This window comes from Rhodoferax ferrireducens (assembly GCF_003347515.1).
Taxonomy (GTDB): domain Bacteria; phylum Pseudomonadota; class Gammaproteobacteria; order Burkholderiales; family Burkholderiaceae_C; genus Rhodoferax.
The window spans coordinates 120,399-146,993 of the sequence record NZ_QEII01000318.1; the positions used below are offsets into that span (position 1 = coordinate 120,399).

Annotated in this window: 23 protein-coding genes; 17 read left to right on the top strand and 6 right to left on the bottom strand. The window is 61.0% G+C overall.

What is annotated here, in order from left to right:
- Positions 1–71: 71 nt before the first annotated feature.
- Positions 72–821, bottom strand: a complete 750-nt coding sequence (gene fabG / locus C5P05_RS28915) for a 3-oxoacyl-ACP reductase FabG (RefSeq protein ID WP_114973358.1) — start codon at positions 819–821, stop codon at positions 72–74.
- A 358-nt stretch (positions 822–1,179) separates the two neighbouring features.
- Here fabG and C5P05_RS28920 point away from each other — a divergent pair, with 358 nt between their 5' ends.
- The gene (locus tag C5P05_RS28920; protein WP_420130788.1) at positions 1,180–1,557 is read left to right on the top strand and encodes a DUF4398 domain-containing protein; all 378 of its coding nucleotides are present in this window, start codon (positions 1,180–1,182) and stop codon (positions 1,555–1,557) included.
- Between the two features lie 26 nt (positions 1,558–1,583).
- Positions 1,584–2,474, top strand: coding sequence for an OmpA family protein (locus tag C5P05_RS28925; RefSeq protein ID WP_114973328.1), 891 nt, complete (start codon positions 1,584–1,586; stop codon positions 2,472–2,474).
- On the opposite strand, the gene C5P05_RS28930 is transcribed toward C5P05_RS28925, so the two are convergent.
- Entirely contained in the window at positions 2,471–3,382 is a 912-nt protein-coding gene (locus tag C5P05_RS28930; protein WP_114973359.1) for a LysR family transcriptional regulator, read from the bottom strand. The genes C5P05_RS28925 and C5P05_RS28930 overlap by 4 nt on opposite strands.
- 138 nt (positions 3,383–3,520) lie before the next feature.
- On the opposite strand from C5P05_RS28930, the gene C5P05_RS28935 reads away from it, so the two are divergent.
- The 10 genes from C5P05_RS28935 (at position 3,521) to C5P05_RS28980 (ending at position 13,734) form a co-directional block, all read left to right on the top strand.
- On the top strand, positions 3,521–4,264 hold the full coding sequence (locus tag C5P05_RS28935; RefSeq protein WP_114973329.1) for an HAD-IA family hydrolase: 744 nt from the start codon (positions 3,521–3,523) through the stop codon (positions 4,262–4,264).
- A 45-nt stretch (positions 4,265–4,309) separates the two neighbouring features.
- On the top strand, positions 4,310–5,032 hold the full coding sequence (gene rpe / locus C5P05_RS28940) for a ribulose-phosphate 3-epimerase (RefSeq protein ID WP_114973330.1): 723 nt from the start codon (positions 4,310–4,312) through the stop codon (positions 5,030–5,032).
- Positions 5,033–5,086: 54 nt separating this feature from the next.
- Positions 5,087–6,190: a class 1 fructose-bisphosphatase gene (locus C5P05_RS28945; RefSeq protein WP_114973331.1), complete on the top strand. Its 1,104-nt coding sequence runs from the start codon at positions 5,087–5,089 to the stop codon at positions 6,188–6,190.
- Positions 6,191–6,279: 89 nt separating this feature from the next.
- On the top strand, positions 6,280–7,155 hold the full coding sequence (locus tag C5P05_RS28950) for a phosphoribulokinase (protein WP_114973332.1): 876 nt from the start codon (positions 6,280–6,282) through the stop codon (positions 7,153–7,155).
- A 1-nt stretch (position 7,156) separates the two neighbouring features.
- Positions 7,157–9,202, top strand: coding sequence for a transketolase (gene tkt, locus C5P05_RS28955; RefSeq protein ID WP_114973333.1), 2,046 nt, complete (start codon positions 7,157–7,159; stop codon positions 9,200–9,202).
- Positions 9,195–9,863, top strand: coding sequence for an HAD-IA family hydrolase (locus C5P05_RS28960; RefSeq protein WP_114973334.1), 669 nt, complete (start codon positions 9,195–9,197; stop codon positions 9,861–9,863). The genes tkt and C5P05_RS28960 overlap by 8 nt, the downstream gene beginning before the upstream one ends.
- Before the next feature lie 66 nt (positions 9,864–9,929).
- On the top strand, positions 9,930–10,946 hold the full coding sequence (gap, locus tag C5P05_RS28965; RefSeq protein WP_114973335.1) for a type I glyceraldehyde-3-phosphate dehydrogenase: 1,017 nt from the start codon (positions 9,930–9,932) through the stop codon (positions 10,944–10,946).
- Positions 10,943–12,136, top strand: a complete 1,194-nt coding sequence (locus tag C5P05_RS28970; protein WP_114973336.1) for a phosphoglycerate kinase — start codon at positions 10,943–10,945, stop codon at positions 12,134–12,136. Before gap ends, C5P05_RS28970 begins: the two co-directional genes overlap by 4 nt.
- A gap of 180 nt (positions 12,137–12,316) precedes the next feature.
- Complete coding sequence (gene fba, locus C5P05_RS28975) at positions 12,317–13,354, top strand: class II fructose-bisphosphate aldolase (protein ID WP_114973337.1); 1,038 nt, start codon at positions 12,317–12,319, stop codon at positions 13,352–13,354.
- 71 nt (positions 13,355–13,425) lie between these two features.
- On the top strand, positions 13,426–13,734 hold the full coding sequence (locus C5P05_RS28980) for a c-type cytochrome (protein ID WP_114973338.1): 309 nt from the start codon (positions 13,426–13,428) through the stop codon (positions 13,732–13,734).
- 56 nt (positions 13,735–13,790) lie between these two features.
- On the opposite strand, the gene C5P05_RS28985 is transcribed toward C5P05_RS28980, so the two are convergent.
- On the bottom strand, positions 13,791–15,719 hold the full coding sequence (locus tag C5P05_RS28985; RefSeq protein ID WP_114973339.1) for a putative bifunctional diguanylate cyclase/phosphodiesterase: 1,929 nt from the start codon (positions 15,717–15,719) through the stop codon (positions 13,791–13,793).
- A gap of 186 nt (positions 15,720–15,905) precedes the next feature.
- Between C5P05_RS28985 and C5P05_RS28990 the strand changes: the two genes are divergently transcribed.
- From C5P05_RS28990 to C5P05_RS29000, 3 genes are read left to right on the top strand one after another with little or no spacing between them, the layout of a single operon-like run.
- Entirely contained in the window at positions 15,906–16,325 is a 420-nt protein-coding gene (locus C5P05_RS28990; protein WP_114973340.1) for a quinol oxidase, read from the top strand.
- Positions 16,326–16,333: 8 nt separating this feature from the next.
- Positions 16,334–16,957, top strand: coding sequence for a DUF1571 domain-containing protein (locus C5P05_RS28995; RefSeq protein WP_198674902.1), 624 nt, complete (start codon positions 16,334–16,336; stop codon positions 16,955–16,957).
- A gap of 12 nt (positions 16,958–16,969) precedes the next feature.
- Positions 16,970–17,461 (top strand): SRPBCC family protein, encoded by a 492-nt coding sequence (locus C5P05_RS29000; protein WP_114973341.1) that lies wholly within the window; start codon positions 16,970–16,972, stop codon positions 17,459–17,461.
- 14 nt (positions 17,462–17,475) lie between these two features.
- Here C5P05_RS29000 and C5P05_RS29005 read toward each other — a convergent pair whose 3' ends face one another.
- Together C5P05_RS29005 and C5P05_RS29010 are read right to left on the bottom strand one after the other, a co-directional pair.
- Positions 17,476–18,150, bottom strand: a complete 675-nt coding sequence (locus C5P05_RS29005; RefSeq protein ID WP_114973342.1) for a GNAT family N-acetyltransferase — start codon at positions 18,148–18,150, stop codon at positions 17,476–17,478.
- 9 nt (positions 18,151–18,159) lie between these two features.
- Positions 18,160–22,935 (bottom strand): NAD-glutamate dehydrogenase, encoded by a 4,776-nt coding sequence (locus C5P05_RS29010; protein ID WP_114973343.1) that lies wholly within the window; start codon positions 22,933–22,935, stop codon positions 18,160–18,162.
- 166 nt (positions 22,936–23,101) lie between these two features.
- Here C5P05_RS29010 and C5P05_RS29015 point away from each other — a divergent pair, with 166 nt between their 5' ends.
- Positions 23,102–23,845 carry a hypothetical protein gene (locus C5P05_RS29015; protein WP_232834705.1) on the top strand — a complete coding sequence of 248 codons (744 nt, stop codon included), beginning with the start codon at positions 23,102–23,104 and terminating at the stop codon, positions 23,843–23,845.
- 138 nt (positions 23,846–23,983) lie between these two features.
- Here C5P05_RS29015 and C5P05_RS29020 read toward each other — a convergent pair whose 3' ends face one another.
- Positions 23,984–25,624, bottom strand: coding sequence for a hypothetical protein (locus C5P05_RS29020; RefSeq protein ID WP_114973344.1), 1,641 nt, complete (start codon positions 25,622–25,624; stop codon positions 23,984–23,986).
- A 236-nt stretch (positions 25,625–25,860) separates the two neighbouring features.
- Between C5P05_RS29020 and C5P05_RS33890 the strand changes: the two genes are divergently transcribed.
- A complete protein-coding gene (locus C5P05_RS33890; protein WP_157979477.1) occupies positions 25,861–26,418 on the top strand; it encodes a GIY-YIG nuclease family protein in 558 nt (185 codons plus the stop codon).
- The last annotated feature ends 177 nt before the right edge of the window (positions 26,419–26,595 follow it).

The following is a 26,595-nucleotide window of genomic DNA, read 5'->3' on the forward strand; positions in this document are numbered from 1 at the left end:
GGCAATCCATGAACGCTGGATTGCCGCGCTGCGCTCGCAATGACGGTCAAGTGGAATGACGGAAGTGATTTTTAGAGCGACATGCCGCCCGACACCTCAATCACTGCGCCATTGATGTAGCTGGCCTCGTCGCTGGCCAGGAAGGCGTAAACGTTGGCAATCTCTTCCGGCTTGCCCAGGCGTTTGAGTGGCACTTTGGCCTCCAGGTCCTTCAGCACTTTTTCGGGCATGGCGGTCACCATCGGGGTGGTGATAAAGCCGGGCGCCACGGCGTTCACCCGAATGCCCTTGGGGCCCAGTTCGCGGCTCCAGGTCTTGGTGAAACCGATCACGCCGAACTTGGTGGCGGCGTAGTTGGTCTGACCGAAGTTGCCATAAATACCCACCACCGAGCTGGCGTTGAGAATCACGCCGCTGCCCTGGGCCACCATGATGTCGGCCACGGCCTGCGCGCAATGGAATACGCCGCGCAGGTTGACGTCGATCACGCGGTCAAACTGCTCCAGCGTCATTTTTTGCAGCCGCGCGTCCTGGGTGATGCCGGCGTTGTTGACCAGCACGTCGATGTGCCCGAATTTTTCCTTCACGCGGGCCATCACGTCGTTGACCATGGCGCGCTGCGTCACATCCATCAGATAGCCTTCTGCCGTCGCACCGAGCGCCCGGCACTGCGCCACGGCCTCGTCCACGCCGGACTGCTTGATGTCACAGACGATGACGGTGGCGCCTTCGGTGGCGAACTTGAGGGCCGTGGCCAGGCCAATGCCCTGGGCGGCACCGGTGATGAGGCTGATTTTGTTGAGCAAGCGGGGAGCGGACATGATTGTTTTGGTGTGCTTGGTTGCGAAGCGGATCATCTTAGTCGTTGAATCTTTCGGGTTGGTGACGCGTCAGGTAGGTCACCGGTGGTGCAGCGGGGTGCCATGGGGTGCCGTGGGCAGCAGTCCGCCGGTGCCCTCATGAAACCTCCGAAATCGGGCACCGGCGGACTGCTGCCCACGGCCGACAAGCTGTCGCTGCGCTTCGCTATTTCAAGCACGGATTGGCCGTGTCAGACGAAGTGCTGGTCGCTTGAATTGCTGCGTTCGCCACCGTACAGACCCTGCGAAACATAGCGCCTATAACCTGAACCATCAAGGGTGACCCCACATTTGATGAACAGCTCAATGGAGAAAAATGATGACGAAAAAGACAAAGCAATGGTTCACGGTCCTGGGCGGCGCAGCCGTGGTTCTGATGGTCGGCTGCAGCAGCATGAAGACCCCGGCGACGGCCGACGTGGCGGTCTCCAAAGCGGCGGTTGACAACGCCGCGGGTGCCGGTGGGGCTGAGTTTGCACCGGCCGAGATGAACTCGGCGCGCGAAAAACTGGCATTGGCCAACAAGGCGATGGCGGCCAAGGATTACAAGCTGGCCGCCGATTTGGCAAACCAAGCCCAGGCCGACGCCAAACTGGCGCAAGGCAAGGCCAACTCAGCCAAAGCGCAAGCGGCGGCGAATGCCTTGCAAGACAACATCCGGGTCCTGCGTGAAGAGCTGGATCGCAACAACAAATAACACCCACTGAATTGAAGGACTTTGCTATGAAAAACGTTTACCTGACCCCCGTCCTGCTCGCCATTGCCGTTCTCGTCGGCGCCTGCAGTTCCGGCCCCAAGACCACCGGTTTGCTCGACCTGACGCGCAGCGAATACCGCATGGCCCAAAGCAACCCCAAAGTGGCTGCTTATGCACCGGTGGAAATGAGACTAGCCAGCGTCGCGATGGCGCAAGCCGAAGCCGCCGCCATAGACAAAGACAGCGATACAAAAATTGACAAGCTGGCCTACCTGGCGCGGCAAAAGATTGCGCTGACGCAGGAAGTGGCGAAGCAAAAATCTGCCGAGTTGGAAGTGGCCGCTTCCGGCAAAGAGCGTGATCAATTGCTGATCGACCAGCGCACGAATGAAGCCAATATTGCCAAAATGAATGCCGAGAAAGCCAGGCTGGCGACGCAGCAAGCCCAGGGCCAGACCGCCGATGCACAGCGTCAGGCGCAGGAGGCCCAGGCTCGTGCCGCACAACTCGAAGCCCAGCTGGCTGACCTGGCGGCCAAAAAGACCGAACGCGGGATGGTTATCACCCTGGGTGATGTCTTGTTTGGCACCGACCTCGCACGCCTGAATGCCGATGGCATGCGCACCGCGCAAAAGTTGGCCGATGTGCTGCAGCAAAACCCGCAGCGCACCGTGCTGGTGGAAGGATTTACCGACAGCACTGGCGCCGCCGACCATAACCAGGCCTTGTCAGAGCGCCGCGCCACGGCGGTGCAGAGCGCCTTGCAGGACTTGGGCGTGGCGCGTACGCGCGTCGCCATTCGCGGCTACGGCGAGTCCCATCCAGTGGCCTCCAACGACAGCGCACAGAGCCGCCAGTTGAACCGCCGCGTCGAAATTGTCCTGTCCGATGACAGCGGCAAGGTGATGGCGCGCTAACTCCACGAGTCCATCAACGCACCCCCTTGCTCGATCAAAAACTCCTTGAACGCCCGTGCGGCGGGGGAGAGTTTCTTCTGGCTCAGGTGGGTGATGTACCAGTTCCCCACCATGGGCATGCCTTCAATGTCCACCAGTGCGATGTGACCGCTGGCCAGCTCATGGCGCACGGTGCGCATCGATAAAAAGCTCAGACCCATGCCGGCCATCACGGCCTGCTTGATGGTCTCGTTGCTGGGCATTTCCATCACCACTTTGAGCGGCGTGTCGTGCTCGGCAAACAGCCGCTCCATCGCCGCGCGCGTGCCCGAGCCTTCTTCGCGCACCACAAAACTGTAGTCGGCCAGTGCGGAGAACGGCAGGTGCTTGCGCCGCACCAGGGCGTGGTCGGGTGCCGCCACGATGGCCAGCGGATTCGTGGCAAACGGGGTGGCTTCACAGTCCAGGTTGGCGGGGGCGCGGCCCATGACCACCAGATCGGCCTCGTTGCGCGCCAGCAGGCCCAGAATGTTTTCGCGGTTGTCGATTTTCAGGTGGATGTCAATGCCCTGAAACAGCTTGTTGAAGCGCACCAGCAGCATGGGGATGAAGTATTTGGCGGTGCTCACCACCGCCAGGTCAATGCGGCCCCGTTTCAAACCCACATGCTCGGCCATCAAGGCCTCCAGGTCCTTGAGCTGGCCCATGGCGGCAATCGCATGCGTCAGGAAGGCTTCCCCGGCATGGGTGAGCCCGATGTTGCGGCCCACCGGCTCAATCAGCGGCACCCCAAAAGCGTCTTCCAGTTGGCGGATTTGCATGGACACGGCCGGCTGGGTCACAAACAGGCGCTCTGCCGCCTTGGACACCGAACGCTGGCGCGCCACTTCCATGAAGGTCTGGATCTGTTTCAGGGTATAGGGGCGCATGGAAGACTCCTGTTTGATCAGCTTTGCCTGATGATTTTTCAATAAAACGTGATTAGAGTTTATGGGTTCGGGCGATTAAAGTAAATCATTCTTCACTGATTCATGTATTCCAATCCTTCGTTGACTTGAAAGAAACCTATGTCCGCAAGCACGCTTCAAGCCCTGATTTTTGATGTGGATGGCACCCTGGCCGATACCGAGAGCGCGCACCTGGCGGCGTTCAACCAGGCCTTTGCCGACATGGGTCTGGAGTGGACATGGGACGAGGCGCTTTACACCGAGCTGCTCAATATTTCGGGCGGCAAGGAGCGCATCCTGCATTACTGGAAAACCAGCCGGCCCGATATGCGCGAGCTGGAATCCATGGCCTTGGACGAAACCGTGAACCGCCTGCACGAGCTCAAAACCGCCGCCTACGAGAGCGCCGTGAACAGCGGCGCGGTCAGCCTGCGCCCGGGTGTGCTCAAGCTGATGGACGAGGCGCTGGGCCAGGGCCTGCAGCTGGCGATTGCCACCACCACCTCGCCGGTCAATATTGCGGCCTTGTTGCGCCGCGCGCTGGGGCCGGACTGGCGAACGAACTTCATCGCCATCGGTGATGCGTCGACGGCGCCGGTCAAAAAACCGCACCCGCAGGTGTACCTGCAAATGCTGGCGGCGCTCCGACTGGCGCCAGACCAATGTCTGGCTTTTGAGGACTCCAGCAACGGCCTGCGTTCGGCCACCGCCGCCGGGCTGGCCACGCTGATCACGCCGACAAGTTACACCGCGCACCATGACTTCACGGGCGCCCTGCGCGTGCTGCCCGACTTGAGCCAGGTCACGCTGGCGCAACTGCGGCAGTGGCATGCCGGGCACCAGCGCGCGACGCATGCCGTCTGATGTGTGCCAGCCAGAACCCCTGATTATTTTTAAAGAAAGCCGCCCATGTCCTCCTCATCCTCATCTTCGCCGACGCCGACACCGATTCTTCGCCTGGCCCCGTCCATCCTGTCCGCCGACTTTGCCCGCCTGGGCGAGGAAGTGCGCGCAATCCAGGCCGCCGGCGCCGACCTGGTGCACTTTGATGTGATGGACAACCATTACGTGCCCAATCTGACCATCGGGCCGCTGGTGTGCGAGGCGATTCGCCCGCATGTGACGATCCCGATTGATGTGCATCTGATGGTGGAGCCGGTGGACTCGCTGATTCCACTGTTTGCCAAGGCCGGCGCCAACATCATCACCTTTCACCCCGAAGCCAGCAAGCATGTGGACCGCACCTTGCAGCTGATCAAGGAGCACGGCTGCAAGGCCGGGCTGGTGCTGAACCCGGCGACTTCAGTGGAGTGGCTGGACCATGTGATGGACAAGCTGGACATCATTTTGCTCATGAGCGTGAACCCCGGTTTTGGCGGGCAAAAGTTCATCCCCTCAACACTGGCCAAGCTGCGCACCGTGCGCCAGCGCATCGCGGCGCATCAGGCCCAAGGCGGTCAGCCGATCTGGCTGGAAGTCGATGGTGGTGTCAAGATCGACAACATTGCCGAGATCGTGTCTGCCGGCGCCGACACCTGCGTGGCGGGCAGCGCCGTGTTTAGCGCGCCGGACCCCGAAGGCGGTTACCACGGCGTGATGCAGGCGCTCCGCCGTGCCGCGCATCCGGCCTGAGCGTCGCCCCGTCCTATACAGCCAACCATTATTTAACGACAAAGAGACTTCGCCATGCCACTCACCAACCGCCCCAATCGCTCCACCTTGACCCAGTTCCTGATCGAGGAACGGCGCCGCTTTCCCAGTGCCAGCGGCGACTTCAACGCCCTGATTCTGGACGTGGCGCTGGCCTGCAAAGCCATTGCCCGCGCGGTCGCCTTTGGCGAGTTGGGCGGCGTCATGGGCAACCATGCGGCCGAGGAGGGCGGCTCGGTCAACGTGCAGGGCGAGACGCAGAAAAAGCTCGACGTGCTCTCCAACGATGTCTTCATCCGGCGCACCGAATGGGCCGGCAATCTGGCCGGCATGGCCTCGGAAGAGATGGACCTGCCGTACCAGATTCCGGGCCAGTACCCGCGCGGCAAATACCTGATTGTTTTTGACCCGCTGGACGGCTCCAGCAACATTGACGTGAATGTGTCGGTGGGCAGCATTTTCTCAATCCTGCGGGCGCCGCAAGAGGTGATTGACAGTGGCCGTGACGTGGTCGACGCTGATTTTTTTCAGCCGGGTGCACAGCAGCTCGCCGCCGGTTACGCCTTGTACGGCCCGACCACCATGCTGGTGCTGACGGTGGGCGACGGCGTCAATGCGTTCACGCTCGATCCGACCCTGGGCGAGTTCATGCTGACGCACCCCAAGCTGATGATTCCGCAAGACACGCACGAGTTCGCCATCAACGCCTCCAACAGCCGCTTCTGGGAGGCGCCGGTGAAGCGTTATGTCGATGAATGCCTGGCCGGCAGCACCGGGCCGCGCGACAAGGATTTCAACATGCGCTGGATCGCCTCCATGGTGGCCGAGGCACACCGCATTTTGATGCGCGGCGGTGTTTTTCTGTACCCGCGCGACAACAAGGACCCCGCCAAGCCCGGCCGTCTGCGTTTGTTGTACGAGGCAAATCCGATTGGCATGATCATGGAGCAGGCCGGCGGCCGCGCCTCGACCGGCGAAAAACCCATGCTGGGCGTGCAGCCAACCTCGCTGCACCAGCGCATCGGCCTGGTGTTTGGCTCCAAAAACGAGGTCGATCGCATCGAGCGTTACCACGCCGAGCCGGTCAAGGTCGAGCTGAAGAATCCGCTGTTTGCCGAACGCAGTTTGTTCAGAGATTGATTTGCTACTTATTTGATAGCTTCTTGCGCATATGACGCGAGGGCTAGAGGCCGATTTCTTATAAATTTTTAACTTCTGGAGACGCCACCATGTCTGAACGCCACCCCATCATTGCCATCACCGGCTCCAGCGGCGCGGGTACCACCTCGGTCACGCGCACGTTTGAGAACATCTTCCGCCGCGAGAACGTGAACGCCGCCGTCATCGAGGGCGACAGCTTTCACCGCCATGACCGCGTGCAAATGAAACTCCGCCTGGCCGAGGCGGAGAAGGCCGGCAACAAGAACTTCAGCCACTTCGGGCCGGAAAACAACCTGTTTCCCGAGCTGGCCGAGCTGTTTCGCGCCTATGGTGAAACCGGCATCGGCAAGCGCCGCAAATACTTGCACGACCCCGAAGAAGCCGCCCCCTACAAGCAGGAGCCCGGCACCTTCACGCCCTGGGAAGACGTGCCAAAGGGCACCGATCTGCTGTTTTACGAAGGCCTGCACGGCGCCGTGGTCACGCCCGAGGTCAACATTGCCCAGCACCCGGACTTGCTGGTCGGCGTGGTGCCGGTCATCAACCTGGAGTGGATCCAGAAGCTGTACCGCGACAAAAAGCAGCGCGGCTACAGCACCGAAGCGGTGACCGACACCATCCTGCGCCGTATGCCGGATTACGTGAACTACATCTGCCCGCAGTTCATGCACACGCATGTGAACTTCCAGCGCGTGCCCATGGTCGATACCAGCAACCCGTTTATCGCCCGCGAAGTGCCCAGCGCCGACGAGAGCATGGTGGTGATCCGCTTTGCCAACCCCAAGGGCATCGACTTCCAGTACCTGCTCAACATGATTGACGCGTCATTCATGAGCCGCGCCAACACCATCGTGGTGCCCGGCGGCAAGATGGAACTGGCCATGCAACTGATCTTCACGCCCTTTGTGTGGCGGATGATGGAACGTAAAAAGAGGGCTTCCTGACATGAACACCACCCCTACACCCGATATGGCGCGCCAGATGGCCAACGCCATCCGCATGCTCGCCGTCGATGCGGTTGAAAAAGCCAAATCCGGTCACCCCGGCGCGCCCATGGGCATGGCCGACATCGCCGAGGTGCTGTGGAACCGCCACCTCAAGCACAACCCGGCCAATCCGCACTGGCCGGACCGCGACCGCTTTGTGCTGTCCAACGGCCACGGTTCGATGCTGATTTATGCGCTCCTGCACCTCACCGGCTACGAGCTGCCGATGGCGGAGCTGAAGAACTTCCGCCAGCTGCACAGCAAGACCGCTGGCCACCCGGAAGTGGGCGTCACCCCCGGCGTGGAGACCACCACCGGCCCGCTCGGCCAGGGTCTGGCGAATGCGGTCGGCATGGCGCTGGCCGAGAAGCTGCTGGCTGATGAATTCAATCGGGAAGACGAAGAGATCAGCCACACCATCGTGGACCATTTCACCTACGTGTTCATGGGCGACGGCTGCCTGATGGAGGGCATCAGCCACGAGGCCTGTTCGCTGGCCGGCACGCTGCGCCTGTCCAAGCTGGTGGGCTTTTACGACGACAACGGCATCTCGATCGACGGCCATGTGGAAGGCTGGTTCACCGACGACACGCCCAAACGCTTTGAGGCCTACGGCTGGAACGTCATCGCCGCCGTCGATGGCCATGACCCGGCGGCGCTGGACGCGGCCGTGCGCGCCGCCAAAGCCCAAGCTGTGCTGCCGCATGGCAAACCGACGCTGATTTGCTGTAAGACCGTGATCGGCATGGGCTCGCCCAACAAGGCCGGCACGCACGACGTGCACGGCGCCGCCCTGGGTGCGGCAGAAGTGGCAGCCACCCGCGAAGCGCTGGGCTGGACGGCCGCGCCGTTTGACGTGCCGACGGACATCGCCAGTGCATGGAACGCCGTCGAGCGCGGCCAGGCTGCCGAGCGCGCCTGGCGTGTGCGTTTTGAGGCCTACCGCACGCAATACCCGCTGGAGGCGGCCGAGTTCGAGCGCCGCATGGCGGGCGATTTGTTGCCCGCGTTTGCCGACCAGCTGCCGGAGCTGCTGGCCACGATTGCCGCCAAACCGGACGCCGTGGCCACGCGCAAGGCGAGCCAGAACGCGCTCGACGCCCTGGCGCCGTTGGTGCCCGAATTCTTCGGCGGCAGTGCCGACCTGACCGGCTCCAACCTGACCAACTTCAAGGGCTGCGTCAAGGCCGGTCGCGACCACTGGGGCAACCACCTGAGCTACGGCGTGCGCGAATTCGGCATGGCGGCCCTGATGAACGGCATGGCCCTGCACGGCGGCTACATCCCTTACGGCGGTACGTTTTTGACCTTCAGCGACTACAGCCGCAACGCCATCCGCATGGCGGCGCTGATGAAGCTGCGCGTGATCCACGTTTTCACCCACGACAGCATTGGCCTGGGTGAAGACGGCCCGACGCACCAGAGCGTGGAGCACATCCCGTCCTTGCGCATCATTCCGGGCCTGGACGTGTGGCGGCCGGCCGACGGGCTGGAAACCGCCCAGGCCTGGGCCTGCGCCATCGAGCGCCGTGACGGCCCTAGCGCGCTGTGCCTGTCGCGCCAGAATCTGCCGCGCCTGAGCGATATCAGCATGGTCGACCGCATTCGCCAAGGGGGCTATGTGTTGTCCGACATGGACGGCGCCCAGGCCGTGATCGTCTCCACCGGCTCGGAGCTGGAGCTGGCCATGAAAGCGCAGGCCACGCTGGCGGGCGAGGGCATTGCCACCCGCGTCGTGTCCATGCCCTGCAGCAATGTGTTTGACCGCCAGAGCGCGGCTTATCAGGAAGAGGTGTTGCCGCTGAGCCTGCCGGCGGTGGCGATCGAGGCCGCGCAGCCGGACTTCTGGCGCAAATACGTGGGCCGCACCGGCGCGGTGGTGGGCATGACCAGTTTTGGTGAGTCCGCGCCCGCCAAGGATTTGTATGCGCATTTCGGCATCACGTCGGAACGCGTGATAGAGGCCGTGCGCACCCGGGTCCACGCAAAGGCAAACCATGAATAACTTTGACCTGGTGATGTTCGATCTGGACGGCACGCTGGTGGAGACCGCGCCGGAAATCTGCGATGCCGTCAACGACACCTTGCGCCGCTTCGATTTGAAGGATGTGACGCAGCAGCAGGTGAACGACTGGATCGGTTTTGGCACACGCGAACTGCTGGTGCAGGCGCTGGTCTACCGCGGGAATATCAACGAAGCAGCGGTGCGCGCCAGCGAGTCCCTGAGCCTGATCGCCGCCGAGTTCGACAAGCACTACCAGCGGCGCTGCGGCACGCGCAGCCAGCTCTACCCGCAGGTGCGCGAGACCCTCATCGCCCTGCGCGAACGCGGCGTGAAGCTGGCCGTGGTGACCAACAAGGAAGGGCGTTACACCGCCACGGTGCTGGAGGTGCACCAACTCACGCCGCTGCTGGACAGCGTGGTGAGTGGCGACACGCTGCCGACCAAAAAGCCTAATCCGGCGGGTATCCAGAGCTGCCTGGCGCAGTTCGACGTGTCGCCTGAAAGAGCCTTGTTCGTCGGCGACTCCAGCATTGATGTGGCCACCGCCCGCAATGCCGGTGTCGCGGTCTGGGCGCTGCCGTATGGCTACAACATGGGCCAGCCGATTGAGGCCTGCGCCCCGGACCGGGTCATCGCGGATTGCTCAGTACTATTGAATTAATAGCTTCCTGCGCACTAGCTACAAGGGCTAGAGTCCTATTTCTTATAAATTATCGAGAAGACAACAATGACCATCAAATTAGGTATCAACGGATTTGGCCGCATCGGCCGCATGGTGTTTCGCGCCGCGGTGCAGAACTTCGGCGACATCGAAATCGTCGGCATCAACGACCTGCTGGAGCCTGACTACCTGGCCTACATGCTGCAATACGACTCGGTGCACGGCCGCTTCCAGGGTGACATCGCCGTGGACGGCAACACCCTCATCGTCAATGGCAAAAAAATCCGCCTGACGCAAGAGCGTGACCCCGCCAACCTGAAGTGGAACGAGGTCGGGGCCGACATCGTGATCGAGGCCACCGGCCTGTTCCTGGACAAGGCCACGGCTGAAAAACACCTGGCCGCCGGCGCCAAAAAAGTCATCCTGAGCGCACCCAGCAAGGACGACACGCCGATGTTCGTCTATGGTGTCAACGACAAGACCTATGCCGGCCAGGCCATCATCAGCAACGCCAGCTGCACGACCAACTGCCTGGCGCCGGTGGCCAAGGTGTTACACGACAAATGGGGCATCAAGCGCGGCCTGATGACCACCATCCACGCCACCACCGCGACGCAGAAAACGGTGGATGGCCCGAGCAACAAAGACTGGCGCGGTGGCCGTGGCATTCTGGAAAACATCATTCCGTCCAGCACCGGCGCGGCCAAAGCGGTTGGCGTGGTGATTCCCGCGCTGAACAAAAAACTCACCGGCATGTCGTTCCGCGTGCCGACCAGCGACGTGTCGGTGGTGGACCTGACGGTCGAACTCAATAGCGAGGCCAGCTACAAGGATATCTGCGCCGAGATGAAAGCCCAGAGCCAGGGCGCCATGAAGGGCGTGCTGGGTTACACCGAGGACAAGGTGGTGGCCAGCGACTTCCGCGGCGAGGTCTGCACCAGCGTGTTCGATGCCGACGCTGGCCTGGCGCTGGACGGCACTTTTGTGAAGGTGGTGGCCTGGTACGACAACGAGTGGGGCTATTCCAACAAATGTCTGGAGATGGCGCGTGTGGTGGCGGGCGCCAAAGGAGGCTTGCGATGAAAGTCATGCGTTTTGCCGATGTTGTGAAAAGCGGCTTTGCCGAGAAAAAGCGCGTCTTCATCCGTGCCGACCTGAACGTGCCGCAGGACGCGAGTGGCAACATCACCGAAGACACCCGCATTCGCGCCAGTGTGCCGGCAATTCAGATGGCGCTCGATGCCGGTGCGGCGGTGATGGTCACCAGCCACCTGGGGCGGCCCACCGAGGGTGCCTTCAAGCCCGCAGATTCGCTGGCCCCGGTGGCCAAGCGGCTGGGTGAGTTGCTGGGGCGCGAGGTGCCGCTGGTTTCCAATTGGGTCGATGGTGTGGCGGTAGCACCCGGCCAGATCGTCATGCTGGAAAACTGCCGGCTCAATGTCGGTGAGAAAAAGAACGATGAAGCCCTGGCCCGCAAGCTGGCCGCCCTGTGCGACATCTTTGTGCACGACGCCTTCGGCACCGCGCACCGCGCCGAGGGCACGACCTACGGCATCGCCCAGTACGCGCCGATAGCCTGCGCCGGGCCGTTGCTGGCGGCGGAAATCGATGCCATCAGCAAGGCACTCGCGAATCCGAAGCGCCCGCTGGTGGCGATTGTGGCGGGCTCCAAAGTCTCCAGCAAGCTCACCATTCTGCAGGCCCTGGCGAAGAACGTGGACCAGCTGATCGTGGGCGGCGGCATTGCCAACACCTTCATGCTGGCGGCCGGCCTGAACATCGGCAAAAGCCTGGCCGAACCCGGCCTGCTGGCTGACGCCCGTGCCGTGATCGAGGCCATGAAAGCGCGCGGCGCCGAGGTACCAATCCCCACCGACGTGGTGACCGCCAAGACCTTCAGCGCCGACGCCGTGGCCATGGTCAAGGCCGCCACCGAAGTCGCGGACGACGACCTGATTCTGGACATTGGGCCGGAGACGGCAAAGCGCCTGGCCGAGCAGCTCAAACTGGCCGGCACCATCGTCTGGAACGGCCCGGTCGGCGTATTCGAGTTTGCTGCGTTCGAGAACGGCACCAAAGTGATTGCCCAGGCCATCGCGGACTCCAGCGCCTTCAGCATCGCCGGCGGCGGTGACACCTTGGCGGCCATTGCCAAATACGGCATCGAAAAACAGGTGGGTTACATCTCAACCGGCGGCGGTGCTTTTCTGGAGGTGCTGGAGGGCAAGACGTTGCCGGCATTCGAGATTTTGCAGCAACGCGCTGCTGAATAGCTTGCCGAGGAGTTCCGTCATCGCGAGCGAAGCGCGGCGATCCATGACCCCTGGATTGCCGCGCTGCGCTCGCAATGACGGCCGGGGCGGTCGCGCTGACGGCTGCGGCGCTCGCATTGAAGGCGGCCCCGTTTTCGCAATGACGCCATTCGTTTTTATTCAAACTTAAAGGAGTTTTTCATGGCTTTTGTTTCCCTTCGCCAGGTTCTGGACCACGCCGCCGAACACGGCTACGGCGTACCCGCATTCAACGTCAACAACCTGGAGCAGATCATCGCCATCATGGAAGCGGCGCAGGAGACCGACAGCCCGGTTATCCTGCAGGCCTCGGCCGGCGCCCGCAAATACGCCGGTGAAGCCTACCTGCGCCACATGATGCTGGCGGCGGTCGAAACCCACCCCGACATTCCGGTGGTGGTGCACCAGGACCATGGCACCTCGGCGGCGGTGTGCCAGCAGTCGATTCGCTCGGGCTTCACCAGCGTGATGATGGATGGCTCGCTCATGAGCGATGGCAAGACGCCCGCCAGCTATGACTACAACGTGGCCATCACCCACCGCGTGTGCGAGATGTCGCACCCCATCGGCGTGTCGGTTGAAGGCGAACTCGGTTGCCTGGGCTCGCTGGAAACCGGCGAGGCCGGCGAAGAGGACGGCATCGGCGCCGAAGGCAAACTCACCCACGAGATGATGCTGACCGACCCGGTGCAGGCCAAGGATTTTGTCGAGAAAACCGGCGTCGATGCATTGGCGATTGCCATCGGTACCAGCCATGGCGCCTACAAATTCACCCGCAAGCCCACCGGCGACATCCTGGCCATGGACCGCATCGTCGCCATCCACGCGCAGATCCCGAACACCCACCTGGTGATGCATGGATCGAGCAGCGTGCCGCAGGAATGGCTGGCCATCATTCGCCAGTTTGGCGGCGACATCAAGGAGACCTACGGCGTGCCGGTGGAAGAAATCCAGCGCGGCATTCGAAGCGGCGTGCGCAAGATCAATATCGACACCGACATCCGCCTGGCCATGACCGGCGCCATGCGCCAGGTGTTCGCCACGCAGCCCAGCGAGTTCGACCCGCGCAAGGCGCTGGTGGCGGCCAAGAATGCGGCGCGTGGCATTGTCAAGGCGCGTTTCGAGGCCTTTGGCTGCGCCGGGCAAGGTTCGAAGATCAAGCCGGTGCCGCTGGAGATGATGGCCCGGCGCTACGCCTGATCTGCCCGAGCAGGCTCGCCTGCTGCAGGTGTTGATTGATAAATTGTTTAAAAATATTCGAGAAGACAAAAATGAAACTGATCCAAATTGCCATGCTTTCCGCTGTGCTGGTGTCGGCCCCGGCATTTGCCAACAAGGAACTCGCCACCAAGAACGCGTGCATGGCTTGCCATGCGGTGGACAAAAAACTGCTGGGCCCCGCCTATCAGGATGTGGCCAAAAAATACGCCGGACAAAAGGATGCTGAGTCCAATCTGATCGCCAGCATCAAAAAGGGCGGCTCTGGCAAGTGGGGGCCGATTCCCATGCCCGCGCAGGCGGCGTTGAGTGACGCAGACACCCAAACCCTGGCCGCCTGGGTGCTCGGTGGCGCCAAGTAGTTCTCGGGACTGACCTCACTGGAATGAATCCGGGCCCCGGGGTGGCGCCGGGTTTGTCAGGCACTCCGGCGCAGCAGAAGATCCATGAAGGCTTGCGCCGGCAGGGGTTTGCTGTACAGGTAGCCTTGGGCAATATCGCACCTTAGCAAACGCAAAATAGACAGCTGTTGCTCGGTTTCGACGCCTTCGGCCACCACCAGCAAGTCCAGGCTGTGCGCCATGGCGATGATGGCCCGGACGATGGCATTGGCCTGGTCACTGCCCAGCGGCGTGATGAAGGAACGGTCGATTTTCAGTACGTCGATCGGCAAACGCTGCAGGTAGGACAGCGACGAGTAGCCGGTGCCAAAGTCATCCAGCGACAAGCGCAAGCCGTGGGCGTGAAGGCTTCTGAGCTCGTCAATGCTGTCGCCCTCCGGGTGGAGAAGAATGGATTCCGTGATCTCCAGCTCAATGGCCTCAGTGGGCAGCTGCCAGCGATTCAGGTTGTCGAGCACGCAGCGTGCCAGTTGGCCCCCGGCGAACTGGCGCGGCGACAGGTTGATGGCCAGGCGCGGTGCTTCGCCGAATTGCCGTCGCCATTCGGCCGCCTGGGCAATTGCGGTCTCTATCACCCAAACGCCGATGGACACGATCAGGCCGCTGGTTTCCGCCACCGGAATGAACTCCACCGGGGGGATCAGGCCGCCGTCGACGTGCCAGCGCAAAAGTGCCTCGGCCCCGATCAGGCGGCCACTGGAAATCTCGATTTGCGGCTGGTAATAGAGCTCAAGCTCACCCTTTTCAAGGGCGTGCCGCAGGCGCAGTTCCATCGACACCCGAGACTGGATGCGTTGATTCATCGGACTGCTGTAGGGGCGAATGGTGTTGCCACCCGCCGCCTTGGCTTCGTACATGGCGGTGTCGGCATAACGCAGCAGCATGCCGCTTTCCAGCCCGTGATCGGGATAGAGGCTGAGACCGATGCTGGCACCGATCAGGAATTCGTGCTCCATGTCGTGGAACGGCTGCCTCAGCGCATCGAGCAGCGAATGGCCGATCGCCAGCGCCGCCTGTTCGTCGGCGACCTCCGGCAGCAGCACAATGAACTCGTCGCCGCCCTGGCGGGCGAGCGTGTACCGATCGTCCAGCACACGACCCAGTCGCAGCGCAACATTCTTCAGCAACTGATCGCCGACGTCGTGACCGAGGGTGTTGTTGATGTCCTGGAAACGATCCAGGTCGATGAACATGATCGCGGCGCGATGCTTGTCCGTAGCCGCCTGTTCCAGGGCTTTGGCGACCCGCTCGGCCAGCAACAGACGGTTGGGCAGGGCGGTAAGGTAATCGTGAAAGGCGAGAAACTTGTTCTCTTCTTCCCGATTTTTCCGTTCCGTGATGTCAGTGACTGAGCCGGCCATCAGATAGGCTCGTCCGTTGCGATCCCATTTGGCCAGGCCACGCGAGGCGATCCAGCAATAGTCGCCGCTCTTGGCCCTGACCCGGTATTCACCGTAGAAGTGCGGCGTGTTGCCCTTCAGGTACGAGGTAACCGTGCGGCTGTATTCGTCGCGGTCATCGGGGTGGACCAGTTCCATCCAGGCGTGGGTATCGGGCAAACAATTCAGGTCGTAGCCCAGAATATTGAGAAAACGCTGCCCAACTTCCAGCTGTTTGGTGCGCGGGTCCCATGACCAGAAGCCATCGTGCGCACCTTGCATGGCGAGGTCGTGCGCGCGGCGGCGGCGTTGCAGATGAACCAGCAGTCGGGCCGACAAGGCCAGGGACGTGAGCAGCATCACCGTGCTCAGCAAGGCCAGATCCGGGACCGGGGCCACAAACTGGTCAAAAACAATGAGGCCGATCGTGGTACAGATCAAGGCCAGAAGAAAGAATGCGCTGACCGGTGTCGTTTGCCAAATGCCTGCCAGCACGCCGTCCTGCTCTGGTGGACTTGTTGCGTCGCGTGGGGGAGCGTCTGATTCGGTGTCCGGTACTTGATCCATGGTCGCCGCTGGTTTGGGGGGGATTATGCAACCATCTCGTGGGCTTGATGCAGTGCAGCGGCATTGACTGCCTTGACCGGGTTGATTGCGATTTGGCAATTGTTTTTGCGACACTGGTACGCATAATTTTTTCTTTGGGCGTGCCGACGCCCTTTTTTGAGAAGTTGGCGCCAAGGAGGGAAGATCATGAAGTATTTCGCGGTATTTTTCCTGCTCTGGTCTGGACTATTCGGCGGCAGCGCAGCCTGGGCCGAAGAAGCCGCTTCGGACGAGGCCTACCAGGCCAGCATGGGCAGCGATGGCGTGCAGCATGTCAGTATTCTGGGCGGCAGTTACTTCTTTCGGCCCAAGCGGATCGTCGTCAAGGTGAATGTGCCGGTGGAACTGGAAGTCAGCCTTGAACAAGGCGTGATTCCGCATACCTTGGTCATCACGGCCCCTGAAGCGGGTATTGCCGTTAATGAGAAGTTAAGCACTGACGTCAAGAAAATCCGCTTCACCCCGACTGCCGCCGGCAAGTACCCCTTTTACTGCAGTAGCAAGCTCCTGTTTTTTGAGAGCCATCGACAAAAAGGCATGGAAGGCATGCTGGAAGTGGCGCTTTAGGGCACGCCATGCTGTCCGCCATGATGCTGGCCGCAGCGCTGTCGGGCGCCAACCCGGATCTTCTAACCGACGCCCTTGAGCGCTACGGCAAGGTCGAGTCCTATCGCGTAACGATTCGTTCGGTCCATGCGGACGCACAAGAGCATTTGCGTTACTTTTTTCAGAAGCCCGGCTTTGTGCGTATGGAGTTCATTCGTCCCCATGCCGGTGCGGTGCTGGTTTACAGCCCTTCGACCCGGCGCGTGCGCCTGTGGCCGTTTGGTGTTGGTCGCTTTCCCGAGCTGAATTTGAGCCCCAACAACCCGTTGATCCAGAGTTCGCGCAAGCAGCGGGTGGACCAGTCCGATGTCGGCGTACTGCTGGGTAATATGCAGACCCTGGCGCAGGGCGGTAGCCAGGGGTCGCCGGACGAACAGGCGCTGGCCGGACGCCCGGTGCTGCATCTCCGTGTGACGGGCGCGGGCGACTGGACGGTGGCGGGGGTGCACAGTTATGAAGTCTGGCTGGACGCCGCGAGCCTGTTCCCGCTCAAGGTCATCAGCCGCGATTTGCAGGATGTCATCATCGAGACTGTGCACATGGAGGACGCGGAAGTCGATATCCTGCTACCCATGAACCTGTTCAATCCCTAGACGGGACACCCCATGGCGGCCTACCACTTCGTCACTTTCTGGCACATCGAGGCGCCGCTGGACGTGGTGTGCGCGACGATAGAGCATTCACTCGCCTGGCCGCAATGGTGGGCTTGCGTGGAACGGGTCGAAGAACTCACGCCCGGCGACGCCCGCGGCATCGGCCGCGTGCTTCGCTACACCTGGAAAGGGCGCCTGCCGTACCGTCTGACCTTCGATATGTGCATCACCCACATCGAGCCGCTGGTCGCCGTTGAGGGGGTTGCCAGCGGTCAGGTGGAAGGGCGCGGCCGCTGGTCGTTCAGCAGTGACGCCGCCGTCACCATCGTGCGCTACGAGTGGCAGGTGCGCACCACGCCGCTATGGATGCGGCTGCTGGCGCCGTTCACGCGGGCGGTTTTCAAATGGAATCACGACGCCGTCATGCAGCAGGGTGCTGAAGGGCTGGCGCGCCGGCTCAATGCGCGGCTGGTGGGGATTGCGCACTCGTGCGCCTCCACTTAGCAACGCCTGACCGGTCAGCGTGGCGAAATGACGCGCACGGCCATTTCCTTGCGGTCCTGAAAACCCATTCGACCGTACAGCAGATGTGCATGAGCGTTATCGCGCATGACATGCAGGAAAGGTGTCTCGCCCCGCATCATTTGACGACGGATAAGTTTGAGCATCAGCTGGCGCGCGAGTCCGCAGCCCTGAAAGTCCGGGTGCGTGCAGACACCGCTGACCTCACGCAGCGATTCCACTTGCATGCGTTCACCCGCCATGGCGACCAGGCGCCCATCCACAAAGTAGCCGAAGTACTCCCCAAGTTCAATCGTCCTCGGGCCAAACGGGCCAGGTCTGGTCAGCTCCGCGAGTTCAACGGCTTGCGCTGCGTGCTCCGGGGTGAGAAGAATAGCGTCCGGTGCTTCGTCATCAGGGGGCATCGGCCCCTGCCACACCATCTGGTACATCGTGGAATCTGCGTCTACATGCCAGCGGGCCGAGGGCATGCCAGACCAGGCGCCCACGTACAGGTGCTCTCCGGGAGTGCAGAAGCCGTTCAGGGCGTCCAGGTCTGGATGCTCTGCGTCGAGAAAGCCGGCGATCGGGGAGAAGCCCGCTTCATACCGGCGCGCTGTACCTGTGCCCGTCGCGTACTTTGCGTGCGCGCCAGTCAAGGTGTGCCATACGACGTTGTCGAGCTTGTGCATTTCGGGTGTTCAAGCCAAATGACGCAGTTCGCGCAGTGCCACTGACACCGGCGCCAGGTCCGCCCCCTGCGTGCTGATGTCAGCCAGCAGCCGGCACAGGCGCTCAATGGCCGGGCCGTGCTGCTCTCTCCAGACAGTCAGCTCTTCTTGACGCGAGAGCAGGCCCTGAGTGACCTGGCCGGCAATGGAATACACGTCGTCGCGCGCGCTGGCGCGGGCCTGGGTTTGCCACAGCGTATCGGTAGGGAGCCGGTTGATCTGCGTGCGCCATCCGGTCAGGCCCAACGCGGTATCAATGCCGAAGTAAGCCCGCGCGGCCTGCTCCAGCCCGGTGCTGGCCGTTTGGGCCAGGTCCACCAGGTCCAGGGCCGGGAAGATGTATTCCAGCGCCGTCAGGTTTTGGGCCAGTGATGGCTCGACACCGGCCTGCACCAGCGTGTCGGCAGCGGCTTTCCAGCTGGCCAGCGCGGTAGGCGGCAGCCAGTCGGCCAGATTGGCGCGCAACTCGCGCGCCGCGGGCTGATAGCGGTTGATGAGTGTGGGCAGGTCGGTGCTTTGGGCGCGCACGCGCAGCATCCAGCGCGAGGCCCGCTGGGCAATCGCGATCAGCTTGCTCAGCAGGTCCAGCTGCAGCGTCGCGTCAACGCGGTAGTCCAGCGCGTCAATCTGATCCCACAGCGGCTCCAGGTCGAACACCTCGCGGGCCAGTGTGAAGGCACGAATGACGTCGGCCGCTGAGGCACCCGCCTCGGAGGCGATGTAGTTCACAAAAGTCGCCCCGGCCCGGTTGACCACCGTGTTGGTGATGAAGGTGGCGATGATCTCGCGCTTGAGCGGATGCGCCGCGATGGCGTCGCCAAAGCGTTCGGTCAGTGCCTGAGGGAAATAGGCCTTGAGCGCGCGGCTGAAGTAGGGGTCGTCCGGCAGGTTGCTGGTCAGCAGCTCGTCAAATACCGACATCTTGGCGTAGGCCAGCACCACTGCGCTTTCGGGCGCGGTCAGGCCGGTCTTGCGCACTTTGCGCCGGGCAATTTCCTCGTCACTCGGCAAGAATTCGATGGCGCGGTTTAATTGGCCGTTTTTCTCCAGCCCCTGAATCAGGCGCTGCTGCCCGTCCAGCAAATACATCGGGCGATGGGCGGCAACGTCCAGCGCCTGGGTCTGGTAGTAGTTGTCGGTCAGCACCAGCAGGCCCACTTCGTCGGTCATCGAGGCCAGCAAGTCGTTGCGCTGTTTGAGCGTCAGGTCGCCCGCTTCGACAATGCGGCCCAGCAAGATTTTGATGTTGACCTCGTGGTCCGAGCAATCCACGCCGGCGGAGTTGTCGATCGCGTCGGTGTAAATCAGCCCGCCTGTTTGCGCGTATTCAATGCGACCGTTTTGCGTGCAACCCAGGTTGCCACCCTCGGCCACCACCTTGCAGCGCAACTCCTTGCCGTTAACGCGGAAGGCGTCGCTGGATTTGTCGCCCACTTGTGCATGGGACTCAAACTCGGCTTTCACGTAGGTGCCAATGCCGCCGTTGTAGAGCAGATCCACTGGCGCCAGCAGGATGGCGCGCAGCAACTCGACCGGGCTCAGCTCCTCGGCCTCGATCCCCAGCACGGCGCGTGCCTCGGGGCTCAGCGCGATGGATTTGGCGCCGCGCGGGTACACACCGCCGCCGGGCGAGATCAGGCTCTTGTCATAGTCGTCCCAGCTGGAACGGGGCAGTGCGAACAGGCGCTGGCGCTCGGCAAACGAGCGCGCCGTATCGGGCGTGGGGTCGATAAAAATGTGCCGATGGTCGAACGCCGCCACCAGCTGGATGTGCTCGGACAGCAGCATGCCGTTGCCAAACACATCACCCGACATGTCGCCTATGCCGGCCACCTTGAACGGCGTGGTCTGGGTATTGACGCCCAGGGCACGGAAGTGCCGCTTGACCGACTCCCAGGCGCCACGCGCCGTGATGCCCATCTTCTTGTGGTCGTAACCCACCGAGCCACCCGATGCAAACGCATCGCCCAGCCAGAAGCCATAGTCCGCCGAGACGCTGTTGGCAATGTCGGAGAAGGTGGCCGTTCCCTTGTCGGCCGCCACCACCAGGTAGGGGTCGTCGACGTCGTGGCGCACCACATTGGCCGGCGGCACTACCGCCCCTTTCACCAGGTTGTCGGTGAGGTCCAGCAGGCCGGACAGGAACAGCTTGTAGCAGGCGATGCCTTCCGCCATGTAGGCGTCGCGGTCACTTGCGGGCGGCGCATTCTTCAGCACAAAACCGCCCTTGGAGCCAACCGGCACGATGACCGTGTTCTTGACATGCTGGGCTTTGACCAGGCCCAGAATTTCGGTGCGGAAGTCTTCGCGCCGGTCGGACCAGCGCAGGCCACCGCGCGCCACTTTGCCGTTGCGCAAATGCACGCCTTCCACACGCGGTGAATAGACCCAGATCTCGAACAGGGGTTTGGGCTCGGGCACGCCCGGCACCTGGCGCGGGTCGAGCTTGAAACTCAAATACGGTTTGTCGGCGCCGGTGGCCGTCTTTTGCCAGACGTTGGTGCGCACCGTGCCCAGGACGGTGGCGAAAAACTGGCGCAGGATGCGGTCTTCGTCCAGACTGGCGACGTCCTCCAGACGGGCTTCGATCTGCTGCTTCAGCAGGTCTGCGGAGCCATCGTGGTCGGCGGCGAGCGCCGGGTTGGCGCGGGCGGGGTCGAAGCGCGCGCTGAAGAGATCGACGATCGCTTGTGCAATGCCGGCGTTTTTGTTAAGCGCGGTTTCGATGTAGCTCTGGCTGAATGCAAACCCCAGCTGCTTGAAGTAGCGGGTGTAGGCGCGCAGCACGGCGATCGAGCGCGCATCCAGCGCGGTGCTCAACACCAGCTTGTTCAAGTCGTCGCTTTCCACCTCGCCGCGCCAAGCTTGGGCAAACAGGGACTCAAACCGGGACTTGACCGTGGACAGGTCGGTGCTGGCCGGCAGTTGCAGGCCCAGGTCGTGAATCCACAGCCCATCGCTTTCGTTGCCAATGTGGTACGGGTGCTCATCCAGCACACGGGCGCCCATGCGTTCGAGCACCGGCAACGAGTCCGACAGCGCCACTTTGGCCGTGTTGTAAATCTTGAAGCGCAGCAGGCCGGCGTCCGCATTGAGCGGCCGGTACAGCTTGACAGCCAGTGGCGTCGCCTCTGACAAACCGGCCAGCATGTCGGCATCTTCCGCCGCCACCAGGGCCGAGAAGTCTTCGCGATAGGCCGTGGGGAAGGCGTTGGCAAAGCGGTGGGCGAGGGCCAAGCCCTGACCTTCGCCGTGCGAACGCAGCAACTCGGTGGTGACATCGTCTTCCCAGCGCTGGGCCAGTCTGGCCACGCGGGCTTCCAGCGCCAGCAGGTTGACGTTTTGCGGGGCACGCACTTTGGCGCGAACCAGGTAATGAATGCGCGCCAGCGGGCTGTCGGTCAGCATCGGTGTGAACTCGATCGACTGGCCGTCCAATGCGGCCATCAGCTCATGCCCGATCTTGACGCGCAACTCGGTGTTGTAGCGGTCACGCGGCACAAACACCTGGGCCGAGGTGAAGCGGCCAAACGGGTCGCGGCGCAGGAAGATGCGGGTGCGTTGGCGCTCTTCCAGCCGCAAAATGCCAATGGCGTGCTCGGTCAGGGTGGCGGTGTCAATCTGGAACAGTTCGTCGCGCGGGTAGGCATCCAGAATGGACTGCAGCGATTTGGCGGCATGGCTGTCAGGCACCACGCCCGCGCTGGCCATCACACTCGCCACACGGCGGCGCACCTGGGGAATCTCATCCACCGGGGCGGAATAGGCGCTGGAGGTGTACAGCCCGAGAAAGCGCGCTTCACCCACCACCTGGCCGGCGTCATCGAACAGCTTGACCGCGATGTAGTCCAGCCAGGCCGGGCGGTGCACGGTGGAGCGCGTCATGGCTTTGGTCACCAGCACCAGCTCATCCGAGTCAATCAGCGTCGCCGCCTCGGGTGGCAGCCAGGTTTCGGCGGTCTGCACGGTGCCGCGCAGAATGCCCAGACCGGACTCGGGCCGCGCCACCAGGCTGACCGCATCACCTTCGCGTTTCAGGTCGTAATCGCGTGCGCCCAAAAAGGTGAAATTGCGGTCTTTCAGCCACTGCAGAAACTCGATCCCTTCCTGCCGGCTGGCCGCGGACAGGGGTGACTTTTCAGAGGCGAGGCTGACGGTCTCCACCCGGTCCAGGATGGGGCGCCAGTCATACACCGTGCTGCGCACGTCGGCCAGCACCTGGCTCAATTCCTGCGCCAGGGCCTGTTGCTCCGACGCTTCCACAATGCGGTCGCATTCGACCAGAATCAGCGACTCAACCGGATTTTTTTGACCGGCTGACGTGGCGGCCGCAACACTGCTGACGCTGGTGATTTTTCCCTGCGCGTCCCGCGCCACGCTCATCAAGGGGTGAACAATCCAGTGCGCCGTGCGATTGCCGCGATTGATGGCCATGGTGACCGAGTCCACCAGAAACGGCATGTTGTCGTGCACGATTTGCACGACGGTGTGATCGCTGACAAAGCCATCTTCGGCCAGCGTTGGGTTGAAGACGCGTACCTTGGCGCTTTGCGCGACATGCGGCGTATCCAGCAGGCGCCAGTGGGCGTTGGCAATCGCAAACAGGGTGGCCGGGCCACGCGCCGCGATTTCGTCGGGGTCGGTGTTCTCGAAGTAGGCGGCAACAAAATCGGTTTGCTTGCTGGCTGCCGGTCCGGCATGCTCCTGCGTGTAGTTCAGCAACTCGGCAAGGGGGGCAATTGTCATGAGGTCTCCGTTTTGGCTTTGTATGTCGGAGAATTCTAGGTAGCTACGCCTGATCTGTCTGGCTCTTTCAGACACCGTTCATGGTCTTATGCATGAATTGCATCAAGTGGCGGCATGGATTCATGCCCGGCTGGCATGGGGGTGAGTCGGAAAAAGGGGGGAAGTTATGACTATCGGACAGCTTGTGCTTACGCGCATCCATGCACGCCGCCTGCGCGAGGTGTACCGTTCGGCCGGCTGGCCTTGCCAAGATGTGATTGAGATTGAATTGCTGGCCGCCGGTCTATTGGAGCGCGTCATGGCCATCAGTGGCCATGAGCATGTTCGCGTGACCGATGCGGGAATAGCCTACCTTGCCAGCGCGGCGCAAAGCAACCGCAGTGCGTTCTCAGCACACGAGGCCTTGGTGGACAAGGTCGCCCAGACCATGCTGCGCGATGGCCGGGTGGTCTGGAAAAACCTGAGCCTCAGAGCCTGGCTCGCACCTGAGGCTGATACCGCCGGGCGCTGGACCATGACCAAACCCGACGTCTTCTCGATTCGCAACAGCTCGGTGCAGGCTTATCTTGAGCCGATCGTTCACGAGATCAAGGTGAGCCGGGGTGACCTGCTGGGCGACTTGAAACGGCACGACAAACGGAAGGCTTATCTGGATGTCGGCGGGCAGTGCTGGTACGTGTTGGGCAGTGATGCCCGTGGCAGGGCGATTGCAGAGCCCGACGAAATTCCGGCCGAGTGCGGCGTGATGGTCTGGGTTGACGGGAAATTGGTGGTTGCCCGCACAGCGCCCAAGCGACCCTCGATGCAACTGCCGTTTGGCGTCTGGATGGCACTGGCGAAGGCCACGCCGGTTCAGGGTGTTTTTGAGGGCGACGATGATTTCATGGATCAAGCACCGCTTTCTGGGTGACGTCAGTTGGATGCAGATGATGGTGTTGAGTGTAAAAAACAGGTGTGGCGCATATTGAGGCAAAATGCGCCATTAAGTCGTTAACGTTTGAGTTAACAACTGCCGAAGGTGGTTCGTTGGAACGAAGCGTATACGCCACTATGGCTTGTGCTTGAATAGTATTCCGACACCAGTACTATTAAGTTTCGCCCCTTCCTCCTTTAGCTTGCCAAACTTTTCCTTTAAATCCTTTGCAGTGGGAATCACCCCCAGGCGTGATGCTGTTGCTGCAGCCGCACCAAAGAGCGGGAGTCCAGTAAGCGCCGCTGTCATTTCAATGCCGCCGATGACGAAGAACGATCCAACGTCAAGACCGGCAAACTTCCACTTCTTCATGCGCAGCACGTCAATCTGCTTCTCATGCGACTGAAAAGCAGCATAAAGATTGTCAAACACCTTGTCGCCGGTGCGATGGAAGTTGTCGGGGCGCGCATCAACCAGTTGCCGAATGCCGCTGCCGAGTAAGGCTCTGATTTCGTCCATCGCACCGGTCTTACGTATCTCAATCAATGCAGCAGCCGGAACATTTCCGAGCCAAGAGATTTCTCTCTTCACGGTTGTGCCCAGGGCACGTGCCACATGCAAACCAGTGAGTGCGTCACCTTCGAGTCCTTGCGCATTCGCCCTCAGCATCCAGTTGAACCACAGCCAACTTGTCTCCGCGCGAACGATGGGTGTGCCTCGCAGTTCGCGGCTGCGTTGATAGGAGTCGTTGGCTTGTGAGAATCTTGTCAACAGCTGAAGAAATACCGCTTGACCAGGAGCTGCAATTCCTAGCTTCTTACCGTTCTCCAAGATGAAGCGATCAATATGATCCGACAAGCTTCCTTTCCATTCAGTTGCGAAGACAAGCTCATTCGGCTGATGAAGCGCCGCGACGATATCCCCCGAAGTCTTAAAACGTTTCAGGAAGTCTGTCAGTTCTTCTATCCCAGAAAACCGTCTTCCAAATAGGCGAGCTGCATGCTTCACTGCATCGTCTGTGGCGCAATCGTGAACAAACTTCCTGTAACCTTCTTCAAGCCCGTGGCGGTCGGGAAGAACTGCCACCAACGGCTTCGGTACATCTGCAGTCGCCAGTTCCTTGTACTGGAGCACCTGAAGGCCGAGGCGCAGTATCTCAGTGACGCGATCCTGCACGTCCATCTGCTCAAACACCGAAGCCATTTTTAAGAACGGATCTGGAAGAATCGTGGTATCAAAGTAGATCCCTGTTGAGCTTACAACGTTCGAGCGCCCGTCCGGGAATATCTCACCGGTGAAAACTGCTTTGGTGTCAAACGAGTCTTCGAGGTGAATCCATGTTGGATCGGAGATGTTCTCCCAAAACTCAATAGTTCCGGAAACGAAGTCGTCTGCAACTCCAATTGTTTCCTTCACGCGCGCCTGGTCGGAAGCGTACCATTCGGCAAAGTGGTATGGATCAACTTTCGCTTCGATCATCATCTCAAACGGCTGGCCGAACATATTTTGAAGCCGTTCAAAATATGCCTCTTGGATCTGTTTCAGTGAGACAAGATCCTTCCATTCTTCGCGATCTGATTGGTAGGCAATCATAAGAAGTGTGGATCGGATTCGACCATCCACGGTCGTTTCGTCGACGAGCCCGTCGGCAGCTGTGCGGATCCTTTGCAGGCTTGTCTCGAAGCCTTCGCGCAGGTGCGGAGCAACGTGGAACTTACCGTCGTGAATGCGCTTTCGCAGAAGTTCAAGGCGACGCGTGGTTTCTGCTCGGTCCATATGGTTGCGATTCCAAGGTGGGTGGGTGGGACGTATTAAGCATTCTCACATCATTGAAATGCTCTTGGTATCCCCCGTATGGGGGATACCGCTGAATGGCTGCAACCGCTGCACAAGCGAAGTACGTTTCGACACATTACAAGTTTTGGGGTGGTTTTTCAAGATTACAAACTCGAAATTAACGTCGCCGTCGCTTCTGCGATTCCACGTATTTGCAGAGATTACACTTCCCTTCCATGACGCAACTTACAAAAGAACAGCTCGCTTTTCTAAAAGCACAGAAGGTATCTCCCTCGTGGCTATTTGATGGTTCTGGACTATCTAAGCGGTCGCGTGATGAGTCCATGGATGCGCTGGAAAAATATTTCTACTATGGTGGATCACCATGCGCAAAATCGGGGCACACACTTCGATCAAAGGCAGGTCACTGCATACAGTGCGACACATCAAAAATTGCTTATCAGCTCAGGAATTCAGCTACCGGGTATGTGTACTTGGCTTACTCAAAATCAACACAGTTTTCCAAAGTCGGATTCAGCAAACACCATCCACAGGATCGCAAGGACTTCCTCAACAAAGAGGCTTATGGAAACATAACCGACTGGGACATAAAAAAAATCGTCGCCATGACAAAGGACGCCGGAAAGAAGGAGTTCGAAATTCACTCCACTTTGGAAAAATATCAGAAGGCAATCACTTATGAAAAAACACGTGGCTTGATTGTGGAGTGCCGTGAAATTTTTGCCTGCGACTATCAAGTTGCATTGGAAGCCTTCCTAAAGCACACAACTTAGCGAGTGTATCGACAACGGCCTATTGGACAAACGTGTCCAATGACCGCTCCAGTTAAGGTTTGTAGGATGCCCGCCCGTGCAGGCGTTCAACATTGCTTTGCCTACTGACGCGGGTGGGCGTCGTATAAACCTCGATGGAGGAAACCGCGGCTGTGACCAATCTTGGCAGACCCAGCA

Coding starts and splice junctions, on each gene's coding strand:
- fabG (WP_114973358.1), bottom strand. CDS start 821: ATGTCCGCTCCCCGCTTGCTCAACAAAATCAGCCTCATCACCGGTGCC.
- C5P05_RS28920 (WP_420130788.1), top strand. CDS start 1,180: ATGACGAAAAAGACAAAGCAATGGTTCACGGTCCTGGGCGGCGCAGCC.
- C5P05_RS28925 (WP_114973328.1), top strand. CDS start 1,584: ATGAAAAACGTTTACCTGACCCCCGTCCTGCTCGCCATTGCCGTTCTC.
- C5P05_RS28930 (WP_114973359.1), bottom strand. CDS start 3,382: ATGCGCCCCTATACCCTGAAACAGATCCAGACCTTCATGGAAGTGGCG.
- C5P05_RS28935 (WP_114973329.1), top strand. CDS start 3,521: ATGTCCGCAAGCACGCTTCAAGCCCTGATTTTTGATGTGGATGGCACC.
- rpe (WP_114973330.1), top strand. CDS start 4,310: ATGTCCTCCTCATCCTCATCTTCGCCGACGCCGACACCGATTCTTCGC.
- C5P05_RS28945 (WP_114973331.1), top strand. CDS start 5,087: ATGCCACTCACCAACCGCCCCAATCGCTCCACCTTGACCCAGTTCCTG.
- C5P05_RS28950 (WP_114973332.1), top strand. CDS start 6,280: ATGTCTGAACGCCACCCCATCATTGCCATCACCGGCTCCAGCGGCGCG.
- tkt (WP_114973333.1), top strand. CDS start 7,157: ATGAACACCACCCCTACACCCGATATGGCGCGCCAGATGGCCAACGCC.
- C5P05_RS28960 (WP_114973334.1), top strand. CDS start 9,195: ATGAATAACTTTGACCTGGTGATGTTCGATCTGGACGGCACGCTGGTG.
- gap (WP_114973335.1), top strand. CDS start 9,930: ATGACCATCAAATTAGGTATCAACGGATTTGGCCGCATCGGCCGCATG.
- C5P05_RS28970 (WP_114973336.1), top strand. CDS start 10,943: ATGAAAGTCATGCGTTTTGCCGATGTTGTGAAAAGCGGCTTTGCCGAG.
- fba (WP_114973337.1), top strand. CDS start 12,317: ATGGCTTTTGTTTCCCTTCGCCAGGTTCTGGACCACGCCGCCGAACAC.
- C5P05_RS28980 (WP_114973338.1), top strand. CDS start 13,426: ATGAAACTGATCCAAATTGCCATGCTTTCCGCTGTGCTGGTGTCGGCC.
- C5P05_RS28985 (WP_114973339.1), bottom strand. CDS start 15,719: ATGGATCAAGTACCGGACACCGAATCAGACGCTCCCCCACGCGACGCA.
- C5P05_RS28990 (WP_114973340.1), top strand. CDS start 15,906: ATGAAGTATTTCGCGGTATTTTTCCTGCTCTGGTCTGGACTATTCGGC.
- C5P05_RS28995 (WP_198674902.1), top strand. CDS start 16,334: ATGCTGTCCGCCATGATGCTGGCCGCAGCGCTGTCGGGCGCCAACCCG.
- C5P05_RS29000 (WP_114973341.1), top strand. CDS start 16,970: ATGGCGGCCTACCACTTCGTCACTTTCTGGCACATCGAGGCGCCGCTG.
- C5P05_RS29005 (WP_114973342.1), bottom strand. CDS start 18,150: ATGCACAAGCTCGACAACGTCGTATGGCACACCTTGACTGGCGCGCAC.
- C5P05_RS29010 (WP_114973343.1), bottom strand. CDS start 22,935: ATGACAATTGCCCCCCTTGCCGAGTTGCTGAACTACACGCAGGAGCAT.
- C5P05_RS29015 (WP_232834705.1), top strand. CDS start 23,102: ATGACTATCGGACAGCTTGTGCTTACGCGCATCCATGCACGCCGCCTG.
- C5P05_RS29020 (WP_114973344.1), bottom strand. CDS start 25,624: ATGGACCGAGCAGAAACCACGCGTCGCCTTGAACTTCTGCGAAAGCGC.
- C5P05_RS33890 (WP_157979477.1), top strand. CDS start 25,861: ATGACGCAACTTACAAAAGAACAGCTCGCTTTTCTAAAAGCACAGAAG.